The 16,060-nt window shown below is 42.5% G+C and carries 10 protein-coding genes; 9 read left to right on the plus strand and 1 reads right to left on the minus strand.

The window, feature by feature from the left end:
* Positions 1 to 381 precede the first annotated feature (381 nt).
* Positions 382 to 867, minus strand: a complete 486-nt coding sequence (locus ABW391_RS24965) for a helix-turn-helix domain-containing protein (RefSeq protein ID WP_353484630.1) — start codon at positions 865 to 867, stop codon at positions 382 to 384.
* A gap of 205 nt (positions 868 to 1,072) precedes the next feature.
* On the opposite strand from ABW391_RS24965, the gene ABW391_RS24970 reads away from it, so the two are divergent.
* The 9 genes from ABW391_RS24970 (at position 1,073) to ABW391_RS25010 (ending at position 15,865) form a co-directional block, all read left to right on the plus strand.
* Positions 1,073 to 1,285, plus strand: a complete 213-nt coding sequence (locus ABW391_RS24970; RefSeq protein ID WP_353484631.1) for a hypothetical protein — start codon at positions 1,073 to 1,075, stop codon at positions 1,283 to 1,285.
* Between the two features lie 138 nt (positions 1,286 to 1,423).
* A complete protein-coding gene (locus ABW391_RS24975; protein ID WP_353484632.1) occupies positions 1,424 to 2,431 on the plus strand; it encodes a formylglycine-generating enzyme family protein in 1,008 nt (335 codons plus the stop codon).
* Between the two features lie 953 nt (positions 2,432 to 3,384).
* Positions 3,385 to 4,551: a DUF4934 domain-containing protein gene (locus ABW391_RS24980; protein WP_353484633.1), complete on the plus strand. Its 1,167-nt coding sequence runs from the start codon at positions 3,385 to 3,387 to the stop codon at positions 4,549 to 4,551.
* Positions 4,552 to 4,667: 116 nt separating this feature from the next.
* Complete coding sequence (locus tag ABW391_RS24985; protein ID WP_353484634.1) at positions 4,668 to 5,255, plus strand: hypothetical protein; 588 nt, start codon at positions 4,668 to 4,670, stop codon at positions 5,253 to 5,255.
* Positions 5,252 to 6,916 (plus strand): DUF6734 family protein, encoded by a 1,665-nt coding sequence (locus ABW391_RS24990; protein WP_353484635.1) that lies wholly within the window; start codon positions 5,252 to 5,254, stop codon positions 6,914 to 6,916. The genes ABW391_RS24985 and ABW391_RS24990 overlap by 4 nt, the downstream gene beginning before the upstream one ends.
* A gap of 123 nt (positions 6,917 to 7,039) precedes the next feature.
* Positions 7,040 to 10,174 (plus strand): efflux RND transporter permease subunit, encoded by a 3,135-nt coding sequence (locus ABW391_RS24995; protein ID WP_353484636.1) that lies wholly within the window; start codon positions 7,040 to 7,042, stop codon positions 10,172 to 10,174.
* Between the two features lie 103 nt (positions 10,175 to 10,277).
* On the plus strand, positions 10,278 to 11,345 hold the full coding sequence (locus tag ABW391_RS25000; protein WP_353484637.1) for an efflux RND transporter periplasmic adaptor subunit: 1,068 nt from the start codon (positions 10,278 to 10,280) through the stop codon (positions 11,343 to 11,345).
* Between the two features lie 51 nt (positions 11,346 to 11,396).
* Positions 11,397 to 14,426 carry an efflux RND transporter permease subunit gene (locus ABW391_RS25005; RefSeq protein WP_353484638.1) on the plus strand — a complete coding sequence of 1,010 codons (3,030 nt, stop codon included), beginning with the start codon at positions 11,397 to 11,399 and terminating at the stop codon, positions 14,424 to 14,426.
* A gap of 2 nt (positions 14,427 to 14,428) precedes the next feature.
* Positions 14,429 to 15,865: a TolC family protein gene (locus ABW391_RS25010; RefSeq protein WP_353484639.1), complete on the plus strand. Its 1,437-nt coding sequence runs from the start codon at positions 14,429 to 14,431 to the stop codon at positions 15,863 to 15,865.
* The last annotated feature ends 195 nt before the right edge of the window (positions 15,866 to 16,060 follow it).

Below are 16,060 nucleotides of genomic sequence, written 5' to 3' on the forward strand. Positions count from 1 at the left end.
AACAATGAACGGAATTTGTTCCAGTTTCGACGTTGTTTGGCCGGGCCGGAAATAATAAAGCAAGATTATACCGTAAAATTTGCCTAAAAAAGTGTACAGTACGCCTAGAAAAAAATTCTGCCAATCAATGATTTCTTGTACGATACAGTCTGGAATTTCGCGATGTTTCTGTTTTAGTTTTATACCGCTCAAACTCAGGTTTTGTACAAATGTGCTTTTAAAACCTGATTTCACAAGGTTTCGCAGGAACGATTTGCACTATATCTCACTCCGCGAGGTACAGTTTCCGTGAGTACGGAAACAACGGCTAAAATCATGGACGCTTTTTTCAAAAATAGTTATTACGGGGAAAAGGCAATAGTACGCGAGGAGAAGAGCAATCTAAAGGCGCTCTTCAATAATTTTCTTCAAAAATCGAACCTCCTCCTCCAATTGGGCAATACGCGCTTGATAAAGTTCTTTTTCAGTGGGTGTGAGGCCACTTCCATAGACATGGTTTTGAACCTCGCCTCCGCTTTGGGTTTCTATATTGTTGAAAAACAAAAAATGTTTATCAAGATCGCGCAGTACATCTTGGCCAACACCCAATGCCTGAGCTATCTTCTCGATGGTTTCTTCGTTTATTGCTTGCATACCTTGTTCAATTCGATGGTAAGTAGATTGGCTCACTCCAAGCCTGGAGGCTACGGTCGTTTGCTTGAGACTTTTCAAGAGCCGTATTTTACGCATGTTCTCATAAAGGGTCATGATTCGTAAGGCGTAGTTTTTTGATGTTTTGGTGAATAATAATCTCAAAGGTATGAATTTTTTATTCGCTAAATTTTGGAGAAGTTCAAAAATATTTTCTTTAGGTTTGAGTTCTGACATTATATAGACAGGATTGTCCCCTACACCTATTCTATTGTATTCAAAAAAGTACAATATCTTAAATCCATCGTCCTGATCTATAAACAAAGGCGGTGTCTAATCTTTAAAATTTGGGGTGGTCAAAAACCTGCAAAAGTGCCTTGAATGGACACATTTGGGACGCTACCTTTATTGTGATTATACCAATACACCTAAATACTGCCATATGTCTAGTAAAAAATTTAAAAGCCGCAAAATCTTCGCCAATGAATTGGGCATGTCTACGAAAACTTTGCAGCGGAAGTTGAAAGCTGCAAATTATGAGTTGCCACCTGGGCTGATTTCGCCGCAGCAGCAGGAGGAGATTTGGGGATTGTTGGATAGGAAAGGGAGACCGATAGAAGAATTTGATGCTACAGAAAAGGGTAAGGCTGCATGAATTCACTCAATATCATTTCATCAAAAACATTTTTCAACAATGAATCACCTATCAATCCCAAGATTTATAATTGCTTTCCTCGTGTGTATAGCTATTCAAGCTTGTCGAAACACCTCCACAGGGGAATCAAAATTGACATTGAATACTTATTTAGAGCGGGCTACTGAAAAATACGAAGCCGATTACCTAGCCGAGGCACTGATGATCGAATCAGATAATGGTCAAATTGGCAACCGATCTGGAATGGTCTGGATTTCGGGTGGGAAATTTACTATGGGGGGAGAAGATCATCAATCCCTGCAAGATGAGCAATTCTTACATGATGTGTACATCAATGGTTTTTGGATGGATGCCACCGAGGTCACCAATGTACAATTCAAGGCCTTTGTTGATGCTACTGGCTACATCACACAAGCCGAACGTAACCCAGCAGCCCAGCGAATGATGATGCCGGGTATCGATAAAGATTCTTTGCCCACAGTTCCATTTAGTTGGTGCTTTCATCAACCCCAAAACAAGTACGGCACTTTGCGCCCCGAAGACTGGTGGGTAGCCGTTCCTGGCGCGGATTGGAAGCACCCCCAGGGGCCTAGTAGTAACATTATCGGCAAAGATAACCACCCGGTTATACACTTATCCTGGTATGATGCAATCGCTTATTGCAAATGGACAGGCAAAAGACTGGCTACCGAGGCAGAATGGGAATATGCTGCACGAGGCGGCTTGGATAAAAACGCCTACCCTTGGGGAGAAGTACTCAATTTCAAAAAAGCCAATTATTGGCAAGGCGATTTTCCCTCTTTATTCTTGAACCGAGATGGTTATGTCAAAACTGCGCCAGTCAAACATTTTGAGCCCAATCCCTATGGCCTATATGATATGGCAGGCAACGTATGGGAATGGTGCCTGGATTGGTATGATTTTGATTATTATTCATATAAGAAAGGAACTAAACTGGTCAGCAACCCCCTTGGACCTAAACGTAGCGCTGACCCTACGACCAAGGATGCTCCACTCAAAGTGATTCGGGGAGGTTCGTTCTTGTGCAGTGAAAGTTACTGTTCAGGGTATCGGGTATCCACCCGGATGAAATCGGCACCTTGCACGGGGTCTGAGCATATAGGGTTTCGTTGCGTACGGAATTGAGAAATTGGGTGTGGCCGATTTTGTCCTACTTTATCCGATTTTGTCTCTGCTGCGTTTGGTTCCTAGCTTATATCTTTGTGAAACTCAATTTTAGCCTTAAGTGCAAAATGGGTGATTGTTGATTTTATCACTAAATTTAAAACTATAGTTATGAAAAGTATTCGAAAAATTGCTGGGAAGGTTACTGCGTTGGCGGTGGCGATTACGACCTCAGTAGCGTTGTTGAGTCCATATGATGCTAATGCGACAAGTGGAATTGGCGTAGGTGGCGGGTCTGCAAAGTGTGGATGGTTGCCAAGTAGCGCGACCTGCCAAAAAAAAACAACTACAACTAGCGCTGGAGGTGGAAGCGGCCAGTTCACTTGGCCCTGGAGCGCAGGGGGTTCTGGAAATAAGACATCAACTACTACTACCGAAACGATGTACAAATCAATTTGTCCCCCTGGTAATGGTAGAACCTGCGATTTTTCGGATCCTTGTAATAATGTATATACCTCCTATGCGTGCAATCCTGACTGTTCAATAAAGGTGAAGTGAAAGTTTATACCTCACTGCGTGAGAATTTGTGCAAATGAGATTCGAGAACCCCTATTTTAGCGAGCTTGACAATTTCAAATTCACAAAACCTGACGCAGTGAAGTATAGTACACTTGAGAGGCTTTTTAAATCAAAATATTCTACTGTTCTATTTTCATATACTGAGCACTGCCAGGTTTTGAGCATAGTTTATGGCGCTAATGCACAAAAATTGGCGAGACGAAGTATAACATTATACCAAGTGGATTCAGGCTTTGAACAAATCGTGCCAGCAGAATCCTCATGAAATCTGAGGTTTCAAAATTCATTTGCATAAAACCTGAATTCCACCTGGTATAGTTTCAACATTTAATACATAAAGAGATAAACTCTTAACTTTTTACATTTTTTAAATTTCATAACCATATAAGTTTCTTATGAAAAAATTTAAGTTGGTTTTGCTTCTGTTGATTCCAATAATCAATAGTTGTATTAAGAACTCCAAGTCCATTAAACCATTTGAAATAACCATTGACAATCGAAATATATCAAATTTTGATTATGTTGACAAAATGGTTGATAGTTTTGATATTGTGCCATTACAAACAAATTCAAGTAGCATAGTATCTGACTGGGCCGATGACCTCATCGTTGAAAAAAAACGCATTTTTGTTGCTGATTTTTCCTTAAATAAGATTTCTATCTTTGACGAGCGAGGAAAATTTATTAATAAAATTTTACCCTCTGGAGACGGCCCTGGAGAATACACAGGTTTTCAGTCAATGATTTTCAATGATTTTAACAGAGAGCTTGAATTATTTTCTGGTTTTCAAAGGAAGTTATTAATATATAATGAAAATGGAATTTTCCTCAGAGAAGAGCCTCAAAATCTGCTTTTCCAATCTAAAAAATACCTTACCCAGGATATCTGCGTTTATTATTGCCATGTTCCTAATTCAGAAATATTAAATCAGGAAAAATCTTATAAGATAGTTTACCAAAACAAAAGCTCAAATAAGGTGCAATATTATTGCTCGATCTCTGATTTTGAATTAAACCTCGGCCCACTTTTTATAACTAGCCATTTTAATAAAATAAAAGACTCCTTAGTTTGGTTCGAGCCTTTTAATAACAACATTAAGACTATAACAAAAAATGGTGTCACTGATAGATATTTTCTAAAATTCACTAAGAATCAAATACCCACTGATTATTGGGACAAAAGAAATAAATACAAAATGATGTTAGATGCAGCTCAAAACCAAAACTTCCCATTTCTAAGTGATTTTTTCTTTGAGAATAATAGATACATTGTTTTTATTTATGACTATAACAAAATAAACCATTTATTCATTTATGATAAAATGTTAAAAAAACCTATCTTCAATGCTAATCAACCGCTGATCAACAAATGGAAATTACCCCTTACAATGCCAAGGAGTGTAAATAGTGAAAGTTTATTATTTTTTATTCCTGCATCAGATTTTAAAAATCTAATAAAATACCATATTGATAAAAAATTCTTACCCAAGCAATTTCTGTTTATTGATGAAAAACTAAAAATCGAAGATAATCCAATTATTTTAAAAATTTTTCTAAAATAGCGCCAATGAAAATTTCTTTAACATGACTATAGGTAAACCCCATAGCCCTATGTTGCTGCTAATTATTTTCAAGGTAAAAAAACCAATACATTATTTTATTCAAAAAAAATTTAAACATGAATCAATTCGGTAGATTGATAGTTATTTTGACATTTGTGAATTTAGGTATTCTAGCTTTTTCTTTCTTTTCCAAAAAGGAAGAATACTCAATACAACCAGAAAGCAATAAAAACAACGAAATGTACCTATTGCAGAAAATATCATATAATAACGCATTGTTGGATGATGGCGTATATGTAAGAACCAAAAACTGGAAACGGTCTGACCCAATATTGGTGCTGAGGTTTTCATTTCGAAACTGCGAGCAATGTAAAGTTAGTGCACTCTTCGAAATGGAAAAAGTTTCAAAATCTATGAACCATGGGCAATTCAAAGTTCTAGGTTCATTTATGAATGAAAAAGATTTTCTCGTATTTAAGCAAAATGAAAAGCGTTTCTCCTTTCCTATTGAAAATGTACCTGAAAATATATTTGGTCTGGCGAATGAGCAAAGTGCGGCATATCCCTTTTTTTTCGTACTATTTCCCGACGGAACGGCTCGTCACGTCTTTATTCCAATGAAAGAAGATGTAGAAAGAACCCGCCGCTACCTAGAAATCATCCGCCAAAAATATTTCATACAAGACAACCCCGAGTCAAAATGAAGCCTGTGCATTTATTTTGGACTCCCAAAAACTGCAATCTCTCCTTCCTCCAAATGGGCTGGTTGCACCTGCGTTACCACCTGTTCAGTTGGGTGCTCAGCGCGCATAGCATCCGAAAATTCTATCCCCAATTGGAACTCATCACTGATGATTTTGGGGCAGAAATTCTGGTGAACGAATTGCAACTACCCTACACCCATGTCCGCAAAGATTACCAAGGGTTGGATCTGGGCTATCCAGACCGCATCTGGGCGACCAAAAAAATGTACGGCTATACCCTGCACGATGAGCCTTTTATTAATTTTGATGAGGATGTCTTCCTTTGGGAAGCCTTGCCCAAGGCGATGTTTGAAGCACCGCTTTGTGCCCAAAACATTGAAGTAGAGGTGCCATTTTATTGGTCTGCTTTAAGGGATGTTCAACTCCACTTTAAACATCAACCCGCAATCCTTAAAAAAATATTGGCGCACAAAAGCCCATTAATCGCTTCTAATGCAGGTATCTTAGGCGCCAATCATCTGGAATTTATCCAACAATACGTACAATTCGGTTTTGACTTTTTGAACCAAAATCTGAATAAACTCAGCAAAGTCAACCAGGGCAACCAAAACATCATCATCGAGCAGTTGTTTTTTTATGAGTTGGCGCGTGAACAAGGTATTCCCATTGCCCATTTAATCGAGGAGCCCACTACTTCGCGGCAATTTCCTCACCTGACTCATTTTACGGCTTTACCTGGGCGTTGTACCTACATCCACATCATGGGCGGAAAAAAGTACCCCACCACCTGTGAGCAACTGGAGCAAAGAGTGCGGATAGAGTACCCCGATGCGTATTATCGAGTATTGAATTTGATCCGCAAGCATGATTTAGAAACCAATACCTTCTTTTTTAGCCCTGCTGAGGAAAAACAGGCTCTGCGGGAGGCTGATCAAAAAACGGAAGCACCCCAGAATCTCAAAAAATGGGAAGATTGCTTTGTGCGAACAATTGATGTACTGAAAGAACTAAAACTTCACACCCACATCAAAACAGTTGGCTCCGCGCAACAATTTGATGAGACCGTACAACAACTCATTGCCACGGAGTCCAAACTGTGTGATCGGGCTAAACGTGTGCTGGGAGAGGTGCTGACTTTTGAAAATGACCTACGGATTTGGATGCAAAACCTACCCCCAGTATCTTATGTCGAAGCGCACAAGCGACAAAATGCGCAAATCCTTGACCAAATATTGAGACTTCCCCCTAAGGAGCGCAACCAATACAAAGTGCATTTGAATCCTCACGCTTTTGTGTGGGATTGTGAATGGAACTGGGCAGAGAAACAGGAGTTTAAGCAGCAAGTGGAAAATACGACTCCATATCGGCATAATTTGAAGCAAGACCCCGCCTATTTTAGGGTCTTAGCATTCATCTATCCACAGCAAAATACGATGAGAGAGTACCTTGCTGACCCCATGTCGATCTTAATATTGGATGCCCTGGAGGAGGGGCAAGCGATGAGCATCGGCACAGTATTGGATAAAGCATTCTCCATGGCCAAACAACTTCAAGCTAATATCGAACATGCTTATCGGGAAGCTTTGTTGGATAAACTAACCTTTTTAACTTACCAGTGGATTCTTATCGTTGAGAATGACAAGACATCCGAAATAATTTAAAACCAACGCCAGAACATGAGTATTACTGTTTTTTTCAGCGTTTTTCTTTTAGGGTTAATGATGGGGATAGGCATTACCGTGTTTGCTCAGGAGCCACCAAGCTTTTATAAAAGATAAACAAACATGGCTGGCACCCTTTCCCCCACCCGCATCCTCCTTTTTTGCCTAAGTCTAGCCTTGCCAGCCTTATTCATTCTTCCGTATTTGCGGGTGGATCTACTCCCTGCTGCCCCGGATACTACTTTTCAAATTCAGGTACAATTGCCCAATACCTCCCCTTTTGGGATGGAAAGGAGTGTGATCGCCCCGCTTGAAAATGCCTTGTCGGCCATCAGTGGTTTAAAAAACATTCGTTCGGAGTCTCAGTATTCCCTGGGCAACATTTTTCTTGAATTTGGCCGCAAAGAGGACATGGGTGCGCGTCGTTTTGAAGTGTCTAGCATCCTGCGTAGCGTATACCCCAAATTACCAGTGGGCACGTCCTACCCTCAGATCAATGGAGGCAACAATACTGCGCAACAGGACGCAAGCCCCAGTCTGATTTACTCCATCGAAGGCGCAGGAAATGCGGCACAAGTTCGGGCACAGGCTGAGGCTTTTTTCCGGCAAGCCCTGCTGCAAGAGGAAAAGGTTGTTGATCTGGTCTTTCAAGGCGGGCAAACGGAACAAGTGGCGATTGAGTTTGACCCAGAGCTGTTGAAAGTTTATGCACTCAATGTAGCCGATATAGAACAGGCCATTCAACAATCCTTTGGCAATTTTTTCCCTGGCTCAAGCCGGGATGCTTTGGGCAGAACCCTTTTCGTGCACTCCTTACCCAGGGAAATCAGCCTCCAGGCCATTGAAAATACCTTCATCAAAAACCAAGCTGGGTTTCCACTGCGACTCAGGCAGGTAGCTAAATTACGCCGCGAATGGGCAACTCCCGATCACTATTTTCGCATCAATGGTAAAAATGCAGTGAATGCTTATGTGTACCTGGCACCTGATTGCAACAAAGCCTACGAGGCCAAACGCATTCAGGACTATTTGCTGCCAGCAATCAAAACACACAAAACCTTAGAGATTCGATTGGTAGAAGACCGCACCCAGTTTGTGCGCGAAGAATTGAGCAAGAGTTGGATTCGGGCCTCAGCTTCTTTGTTGATCCTGCTGTTGTTGCTGCTCCTGACTTATCGGCAATGGCGGCTGGTGTTGATTTTAGTGTTTTGTTTGGCCGTCAATCTGGCTTTTACTTTGCTGGCGAGTTGGGCCTTTGCGGTGGAGTGGCATACTTATACTCTGGCTGGTTTGAGTGTAGCCTTTGGCCTGATGATCGACAATGCCATTGTGATGCTCGATTCTTATCGGCGCAAGCTGAATCGACGTATTTTCACAGCCTTATTGGGCGCTACTCTTACTACTGCCGCAGCTTTATTGTTGGTATTTTTTCTACCCATTGAGCAGCAGCGCGATTTGATCGATTTTGCCATCATTATTGTGATCAGTTTGTTCACCTCTTTGCTCAGCGTACTATTTTTGGTTCCTGCCTCTTATGATTTGTGGGTAGGTAAACCGACTCAGCGATCAACAAGGTCGATAGGCTTGAAGAAGGGGAGGCGTATACTTACCAGACTTTATGTATACGCAGCAGGCATTCGTTTTTTAAGCCGCTGGCGGGTGCCCTTTTATCTATGCCTGGCTTTATTATTTGGGTTCCCGATATTCCTATTACCTGTTGAAACCGCCTCTAATGCCTGGTATTTGCAGTGGCTCAATTCTGGTACTTTCCAACGTGAACTTCGTCCGCACGTCGAGTTTTGGTTGGGGGGGACCCTGCGCCTGTTCGCTGCAAACTTTAATGAAGAGCGCTACTACCGCCAAACCGAAGCCACGGCATTGTACATCCGAGCGGAGCTGCCACATGGGCATACGCTGGAACAGATGAACAGTCTGATAGCGCATTTTGAGCGTTTTTTAAGCCAACAAAAAGGGATTCAGACATTCAGCGCCAACATCAATTCTGGCCGATTTGGTGACCTCGAAATCCGTTTCACCAAAGCAGGAGAACAAAGCGCATTGCCACTCAGTTTGCAAACCAGAGTCCAGGAACTCGCCCAGAGATTCAGCGGGGTGCAGTGGAACATCTTTGGCAAGGGAGAAGGTTTTAGCAACAATCTCTTTATGGAAAACCATGCCAGTGCCAGACTCATCATGCGTGGGTACGACTACCTGGAGCTCGGTCGGCAAGCCGAAAAACTCGGGCAAGAGTTGGCCAAAAACATGCGCGTACAAAACATTGAACTGGATCAAAATCTCAATTATTTTGACCGCCCCTTACCCGAAATGTACCTGAACCTGGATGTAGCCAAAGTAGCTGAACGCAAGACCGGCGTAGCAGATTTGCTCGGTACTGTACAACAAAGAGCTGACCCAAGGTTTTTGACCTTCCAAAGTGAAAAAGAACAACTCCAGGCCGTGCTCCGGGCTCGTGGTAGTGAACAATTCAACGTTTATCGTTTGCTCAATGAGCCCATCAACACATCCAATGGTTCCAACTTGCAGCTCAAGGAACTGGGCAACATGGAGCTTCGCCAATCCAGTAGCACCATCCACCGCGAAAACCGACAATACTTGCGGCTGGTGGCTTATGAATATGTCGGATCTTATGATTTAGCAAGGCAATTGCATGAACAGGTCATCCGAAAAATGAACCGCGAAATGCCTTTGGGGTATTCCGTTGAAAGTGATCAAGGCAGTGTGCTGGAACCAACCAAGCGCCAGTTTTACCTTCTGCTGATTCTACTCGCTGTCAATTTTTTTATTTGCGCCATTTTATTTGAACACCTATGGCAGCCTTTTTTCATCATTCTTACGGTTCTTGTCTCATTCATTGGTGTTTTTTTAACGTTTGCCTGGGGAGAATTTACTTTTGATCAGGGAGGTTTTGCAGCTTTTGTTATGCTAGGTGGAATCGTGGTAAACGCCTCCATTTTTATCATCAATGACCTGAACAATGCCAAAAGCCGCAGCTCCAATTTTCCCAACACCTTGATTAAAGTGCTTTATCGTCGCTCGGGTACCATATTATTGACCATCGTTTCGACAATCTGTGGCTTCGTCCCATTTTTGTACGAAGGCCCCGAAACGCCATTCTGGTTTGCCCTGGCAGTGGGTACAATTGGGGGCTTAGTGATGTCTATTTTTGCAGTATTTATTGTGCTTCCGGTTTTATTAGGGGCGAAAAAAAATAAGCGCTTCATTTTGCCAAAGGATTAGATAAGTAAACGGTTCATTTTAAGTTTCTTATCTAATCCTTTGGCTCAGAAAAAATGAAGCACTTATTTTTGCCCCACTACTTGTGGAAGAAAAAAATGAAGGCATGAAAAAATTATGTTGGATCATCCCTTTGATCCTTGGCCTAATGAGTTGTGGTAAAAAACAAGGTGCTCCATTAGAGGATGGACCTCAAAGCTCCTTTGCCTCAGCAGGTAAAACCGATACGCTGAAGGTTGCAACCGAAATTGCCGAAAAGCGGACTTTCAATTACCCCGTACAAGCAAGTGGAAAAATAAAAGCCACCTACGAAGAATTGATCCTGGCTCAAAACGGTGGCCTATTGCAGTTTTGCAAAGGCCAAAATGGGCTCCGGGTGAAACAAAATGAGGTCATCGCTACATTTGAGACCAGCGATTTGGCTTTGCGTAAAGAGCGTATCCTAATTCAAAAATTCAATGCCGAAAAAGAATACGAAAGTCAACTCTTGGGCTACGAAAGTTTGCTCAAGGAAAAAACCGCCCAGGAAGCGGAAACTGTCCGCCAAAAGCTGAAAGCATCCAGTGGATTGTTGGCATTGGAACTTGATCTAAAAGAATTGGAGCGAGAGTTGTCACGCAGCAGCCTTAAAGCGCCTATTGACGGCATTTTGGCACAAGTGCAAATCCAAAAAGGAATGACTATCCGCGCAGGGCAGGAGCTGTATCGAATCTATAGCGCTGATGATTTGTACCTGGAGGCGAAAGTGTTGGAATCTGATTTGCCTTTATTGAAACTTGGGCAAGCTGCAGTACTTAAAAGTGTGGCCAGCCCCAATAGCACTTACAATGCTCGTTTATCCAGCATAGATCCAATCGTGGATGAACACGGATTAATCAATGTCCAACTCAAAATACAGCTTCCACGCAATTTGCTGCTAGGGATGAATGCCAGTGCAGAAATAAAAGTACCGCAAAAACGTGGGATTATCGTACCCCGCAGCGCAGTGGTGTTGCGTAACAACCGGCCAGTTGTATTTACCTGGGAAGAGGGGCTAGCCAAATGGAATTATGTGACTACTGGCACGGAGAATGGCGAATCCATGGAAATAATGGAAGGCATCAAATCAGGCAGTGAAATCATTGTCACCAACAACATCCAATTGGCGCATAACGCTCCGGTAAAAAAACTATAAATCCATGCCCACACACTTTAACTCTTCAACTTTTCAACCCTTCACCTGCAAATGATCAGATACTTGCTTCAACGCCCTATTGCGGTTTTGCTGAGTTTTATTGTCTTGTGCATTTTCGGGCTAATTGCTTTGAATTTGTTGCCCATTTCCCTTCTTCCTGATGTAGATGTACCGCAAATTGTAGTGAAAGTAACTTATCCCAATACGGCGTCGGAAGCACTCGAAGCTGAAATCATTCGCCCTCTGCGGGAGACATTGGCTGGAATATCCGGGCTAAAAGACATCGAAAGCCGGAGCAGCAACCACCGTGGTATTCTTTATCTTGTTTTTGAGTATGGCACCAAAATGGATTTGGCCTACATTGAGGTCAATGAACGGATCGATCGCCTTTCTGCACAGTTTCCCCGTGACATGCCCCGGCCTGAAACGACCCGCATCAACACCTCTGACATTCCCATTGTACGCTTACAGGTCATCCCCAAAATCCAGGAAGATTTTGTACAAGTATCTGATTTGGCGCAGCAACTCATAAAGCGGCGATTGGAGCAACTGGAGGGTGTTTCTATTGTTGACTTGAATGGTACCCAGGAACAAAGCATCGTGATCGAACCGCGCCAGGATTTACTGCATGCCTTGCAGGTGCAGGAGCTCGATCTGTCTCAAGCCATTCAATCTGCTAATCGGGATTTTGGCGGATTGAGCGTCCGGGACGGGAATTATCAATATTTTGTAAAAGTGAGCAATGGCTTTGAAAGTGCTGCGGATATTGGACGAATTCCCGTCAGAACGGCCTCTGGCTTATCCATCCCATTAGCGAAGTTGGCGGGCATTCGGACCATTTCAGAAGCACCTTCTGGTTATCATTTGTACAATGGTCAAGCGGCCATAGCCATCACCATTCAAAAACAGGCCAGTTCACGCATGAATGAATTGGTGCCCCGCGTTCAGGCGCTGGTGCAACAATTTGAAAAAGATTACCCTCAGGCTAGCTTTGCCCTCACCCAAGATCAGACTTACCTCCTAAATGCAGGTATTGACAACCTCCAGCAAGATTTAATTTATGGAGGCATTCTTGCGGTTTTGGTCTTGTTTCTGTTCCTGGGCAATTACGCATCCTCTACCCTGATGAGCATCAATATCCCACTTTCCCTCATCATTACCTTTGCATTGTTTTACGCCTTGGATATCTCCCTGAACATCATTTCGCTTTCGGGTTTAGCCTTAGGCATTGGCATGTTGATAGACAACTCGATCATTGTATTGGACAGCATTACCCGTAAGCGGCGTTCGGGAGCGCCTATGCTGGAGAGCTGTGAGGTAGGGGTAAAAGAGGTGGTGACACCCGTATTGAGTCAGGTTTTAACCACCGTGGCCGTATATGCACCGCTCATTTTAATACCAGGACTGGCAGGCTTGTTGGTATACGACCAAGCCATTGCTTTGACAATTTCCTTGGGTGTTTCGTTGCTGGTCGCATTTGTTTTGTCTCCGGTATTATACAAACTTTTTTTAGGCAACCAGCCCCAAAACATCAAGGAGGATACACGGTTCTATCTTTGGGTACTGGCTGGCTATCACCGAATGATTCGATTCATTTTTCGGCACAAGGTCTTGTTTTTGTGCCTCTCCTGTCTGTTTGCATTGACCTCGATTTGGTTGTTGCCGCGCATTCCCATCGCTAATTTGCCTACAATTGAAAAAAGAGAATCACTATTAAAAATAGATTGGCAAACTGCAATTTCGGTTGAAGAAAATTTGCGTAGAATTCAGTCACTAGATCGAGAATTGTCGAAAACAGCCGTTGTTCGGGAAGCAGAAATCGGCATCCAACAGTTTCTACTCCAAACTGAAGACCAAACCATTCAGCAGGCCCAAGTTTATTATGCCACTAAAGGACAAGTAGAAAAAACCCAACTAGATCAGGCCGTTCAAAAGTGGTTCCAACAAAACCACCCAGCAGCTAATATCCTGCTTGAAGACGCCAATAATGCTTTCTCTCAGTTGTTCAACGTCAAACAGTCCCATTTCGAAATCAAACTTCGCCCCAGTAATGGCCTTTTCAATACCCCCAATTTTTCTGGGTTGAAGGCTAGTTTACCCTCTTTTCCTTATAAAAACGTGGAGTTGGGTTTAGGCACGGCACATGAGCCGGGGATCAGGCTTTGGATTGATGTAGAAAAAATGGCCCTTTACGAAGTGGAATGGAATACACTGCAGGAAAAGTTTCGCCGCCTATTTGGGCGTTATCCGATTACTGAGCTGAGGAAATTTAGTGGCGTTCAACAATTGCATTTCAACATGGATCAGCGGAGTATTGAAGCGCTACTGCGAGAATCGATCTCGACCAGCCAAGGAAATCAGGTGAACTTGTGGGCCTTCGTCTCCCATCAAATGGATCAGGCACCGAAGTACATCACTGCCGATAAATCTGGTTCATATTTTTCCCTTACGCTTGATCAACGTACACCCAATTTGGGAAAAGCTCAAACAAAAATCTTGCAATGGGCAAAGCAATCAGGATTCACTGCGCGATTTAGTGGCACCTATTTTGAAGGGCGTCAAAATGCTTTCACACTCCTCAAGATTTTCTTGATTTCTATACTGTTGTTGTACTTCATTTTAGCCATACAGTTCGAAAACCTGACTCAGCCGATTTTAGTCATGTTGACCATTCCATTAGGCGTAGCAGGAGCGCTGTTTTTACTTTATGTTCAGCAAGGATCACTGGATGTGATGGCTGCCATTGGATTTGTGGTGGTTCTGGGCATTATCGTAGACGATCCCATTTTGAAAGTAGAAGTGATTAACCGCTTATTCAGACAGTATCAGGCGGAAGGCATGGGCAGAATTCAAGCTTTAGACAGGGCCATCCATGATGCTGGAGACATTTGTTTGAAGCCATTGTTAATGACTTCACTCACGACCAGTTTGGCGTTGGTACCCGTGTTGTTTACCCCTGGAATAGGTTCTGATTTGCAAAAAACAATGGTGTTTGTCATTATTGGAGGACTAACCATTGGCACCTTTTTTACCACTTGGTTCATTCCTCTGGCTTATTGGTTTATGACAAAAAAAAAGTGACCATGAAAAATACGGTTGTTCTTTTCTTTTCCTTACTGTTTTCCAACTTCCTTTGGTCCCAAACTGAACTAAGCCTGGAGGAAGCTATTCGTATAGCCAAGTCAAAATCAGTGGCTGCCAGGTTGGCGGAGAATATCCGGGAAAACAAACAGTTCGTCTACCAAACTTTTTTAGCTGATTTAAAACCTCAATTATCGCTCAATGCCAGCCTACCAAGTTATAGTCGAGATTTTTTGGAAGTGCGCCAGCCCGATGGTAGTGTTCGGTTTATCTCACGTACCCAAAATACTTCCCAACTTGGCTTGAGCCTTTTCCAAAACATCCCCTTGACTGGAGGGCAATTGTCCATTTATTCCGATTTAACGCGTTTTGATGATTTTGAACAAAATTTTTCGGCATACAATGGTAGCCCATTAAGCATTCGCTACGTTCAGCCCTTGTTTGCTTTTAACCCTTATAAATGGAATCGGAGCATTGAAAAGTTGAAATATGAAGAATCTCGCAAGGAATATAAATTTCAAATGGAAGACCTTTCCTTACAGGTAGTTTCTTTGTTTTTCAATGTAATTGATGCGCAAGAGGAAATTAAAATAGCACAAACTAACTTGAGCAACAACCAACTCATCAAAAGTATAGAAGAAAAACGGATAATCCTCGGAACCACCTCTCAGGAAAAGTTACTACAAATTGAAATTCAGGTGCTACGTGCACAACAAGCTTTTAAAGCGGCTAGCGCTACCCTAAAAACCGCCATGCTCAACTTAAATATCCTGCTTGGCACCCAAGATGACCAAGTATTGAAATTGTACCCACCAACCCAATTGATGTTTGGTCCAAAAATTGATGAAGCCGTAGCACAACGGGAAGCCTTGGAAAACCGCCCTGAATTTATTGCCTACCAAAGAAGAAGATTGGAATCAGATCGAGATATTGACGAGGCCCGAAAATCGCGCAATCAAGCCTCAATTCAAGCAGTATTGGGATTTAATGGTGCTGGTGAAAAATTGAGCGATGTTGTAAATCCCATCAAAGATCAGCAACGGCTGAGCGTCGGCATCAATGTGCCCATCATAGACTGGGGCAGGAGCAAGAACAGAATAGGTATTGCTGAAGCGAATCAAAAAGTAGTAGCATACACCATTGAACAAGAAGAGAACAACCTGCGCAGGGAAGTTCTAAACCTTTGTGGCAATTTACAATTGTTGGAAGACAACATTCAGCTAGCTCAAAAAACGGATGAAATCGGCTTAAAAAGATACCAACTTGCACTAGAACAGTACCAGTTAGGTAAATTGACCATTACTGATCTCAATCTTGCTTTGAGCGAAAAAGATGAAGCCAAAAGAACTTACCTCACTGCCTTGAGGCAATTTTGGGAGGCCTATTTTCAGTTGAGAAAACTAACCTTGTTTGATTTTCTACTGGGATCGAAACTTTGATGCCAGGTGTTGCAAAATCAGATAATTCCCGCATAAGCAGTGAATAAAAATTCAAAACCAGACTGGATTTAGGAACGCCCGCTTACAATAGCTGTTGATCCAAGTCCCCCTAAATAGAACAGAGGTTGGAGATTCAAAGAACCCCCCCAACCTTAGTCTGACGCAAAAAATTACTTCCCGATTTTTTTTTAGGCT

Source organism: Haliscomenobacter sp. (assembly GCF_040403615.1).
In the GTDB taxonomy this organism is placed as follows: Bacteria; Bacteroidota; Bacteroidia; order Chitinophagales; family Saprospiraceae; genus Haliscomenobacter.

What these genes read in the sequence shown, in the direction of transcription:
- ABW391_RS24965 (WP_353484630.1), bottom strand. Translation starts at nt 867, where the DNA reads ATGTCAGAACTCAAACCTAAAGAAAATATTTTTGAACTTCTCCAAAAT.
- ABW391_RS24970 (WP_353484631.1), top strand. Translation starts at nt 1,073, where the DNA reads ATGTCTAGTAAAAAATTTAAAAGCCGCAAAATCTTCGCCAATGAATTG.
- ABW391_RS24980 (WP_353484633.1), top strand. Translation starts at nt 3,385, where the DNA reads ATGAAAAAATTTAAGTTGGTTTTGCTTCTGTTGATTCCAATAATCAAT.
- ABW391_RS24985 (WP_353484634.1), top strand. Translation starts at nt 4,668, where the DNA reads ATGAATCAATTCGGTAGATTGATAGTTATTTTGACATTTGTGAATTTA.
- ABW391_RS24990 (WP_353484635.1), top strand. Translation starts at nt 5,252, where the DNA reads ATGAAGCCTGTGCATTTATTTTGGACTCCCAAAAACTGCAATCTCTCC.
- ABW391_RS24995 (WP_353484636.1), top strand. Translation starts at nt 7,040, where the DNA reads ATGGCTGGCACCCTTTCCCCCACCCGCATCCTCCTTTTTTGCCTAAGT.
- ABW391_RS25000 (WP_353484637.1), top strand. Translation starts at nt 10,278, where the DNA reads ATGAAAAAATTATGTTGGATCATCCCTTTGATCCTTGGCCTAATGAGT.
- ABW391_RS25005 (WP_353484638.1), top strand. Translation starts at nt 11,397, where the DNA reads ATGATCAGATACTTGCTTCAACGCCCTATTGCGGTTTTGCTGAGTTTT.
- ABW391_RS25010 (WP_353484639.1), top strand. Translation starts at nt 14,429, where the DNA reads ATGAAAAATACGGTTGTTCTTTTCTTTTCCTTACTGTTTTCCAACTTC.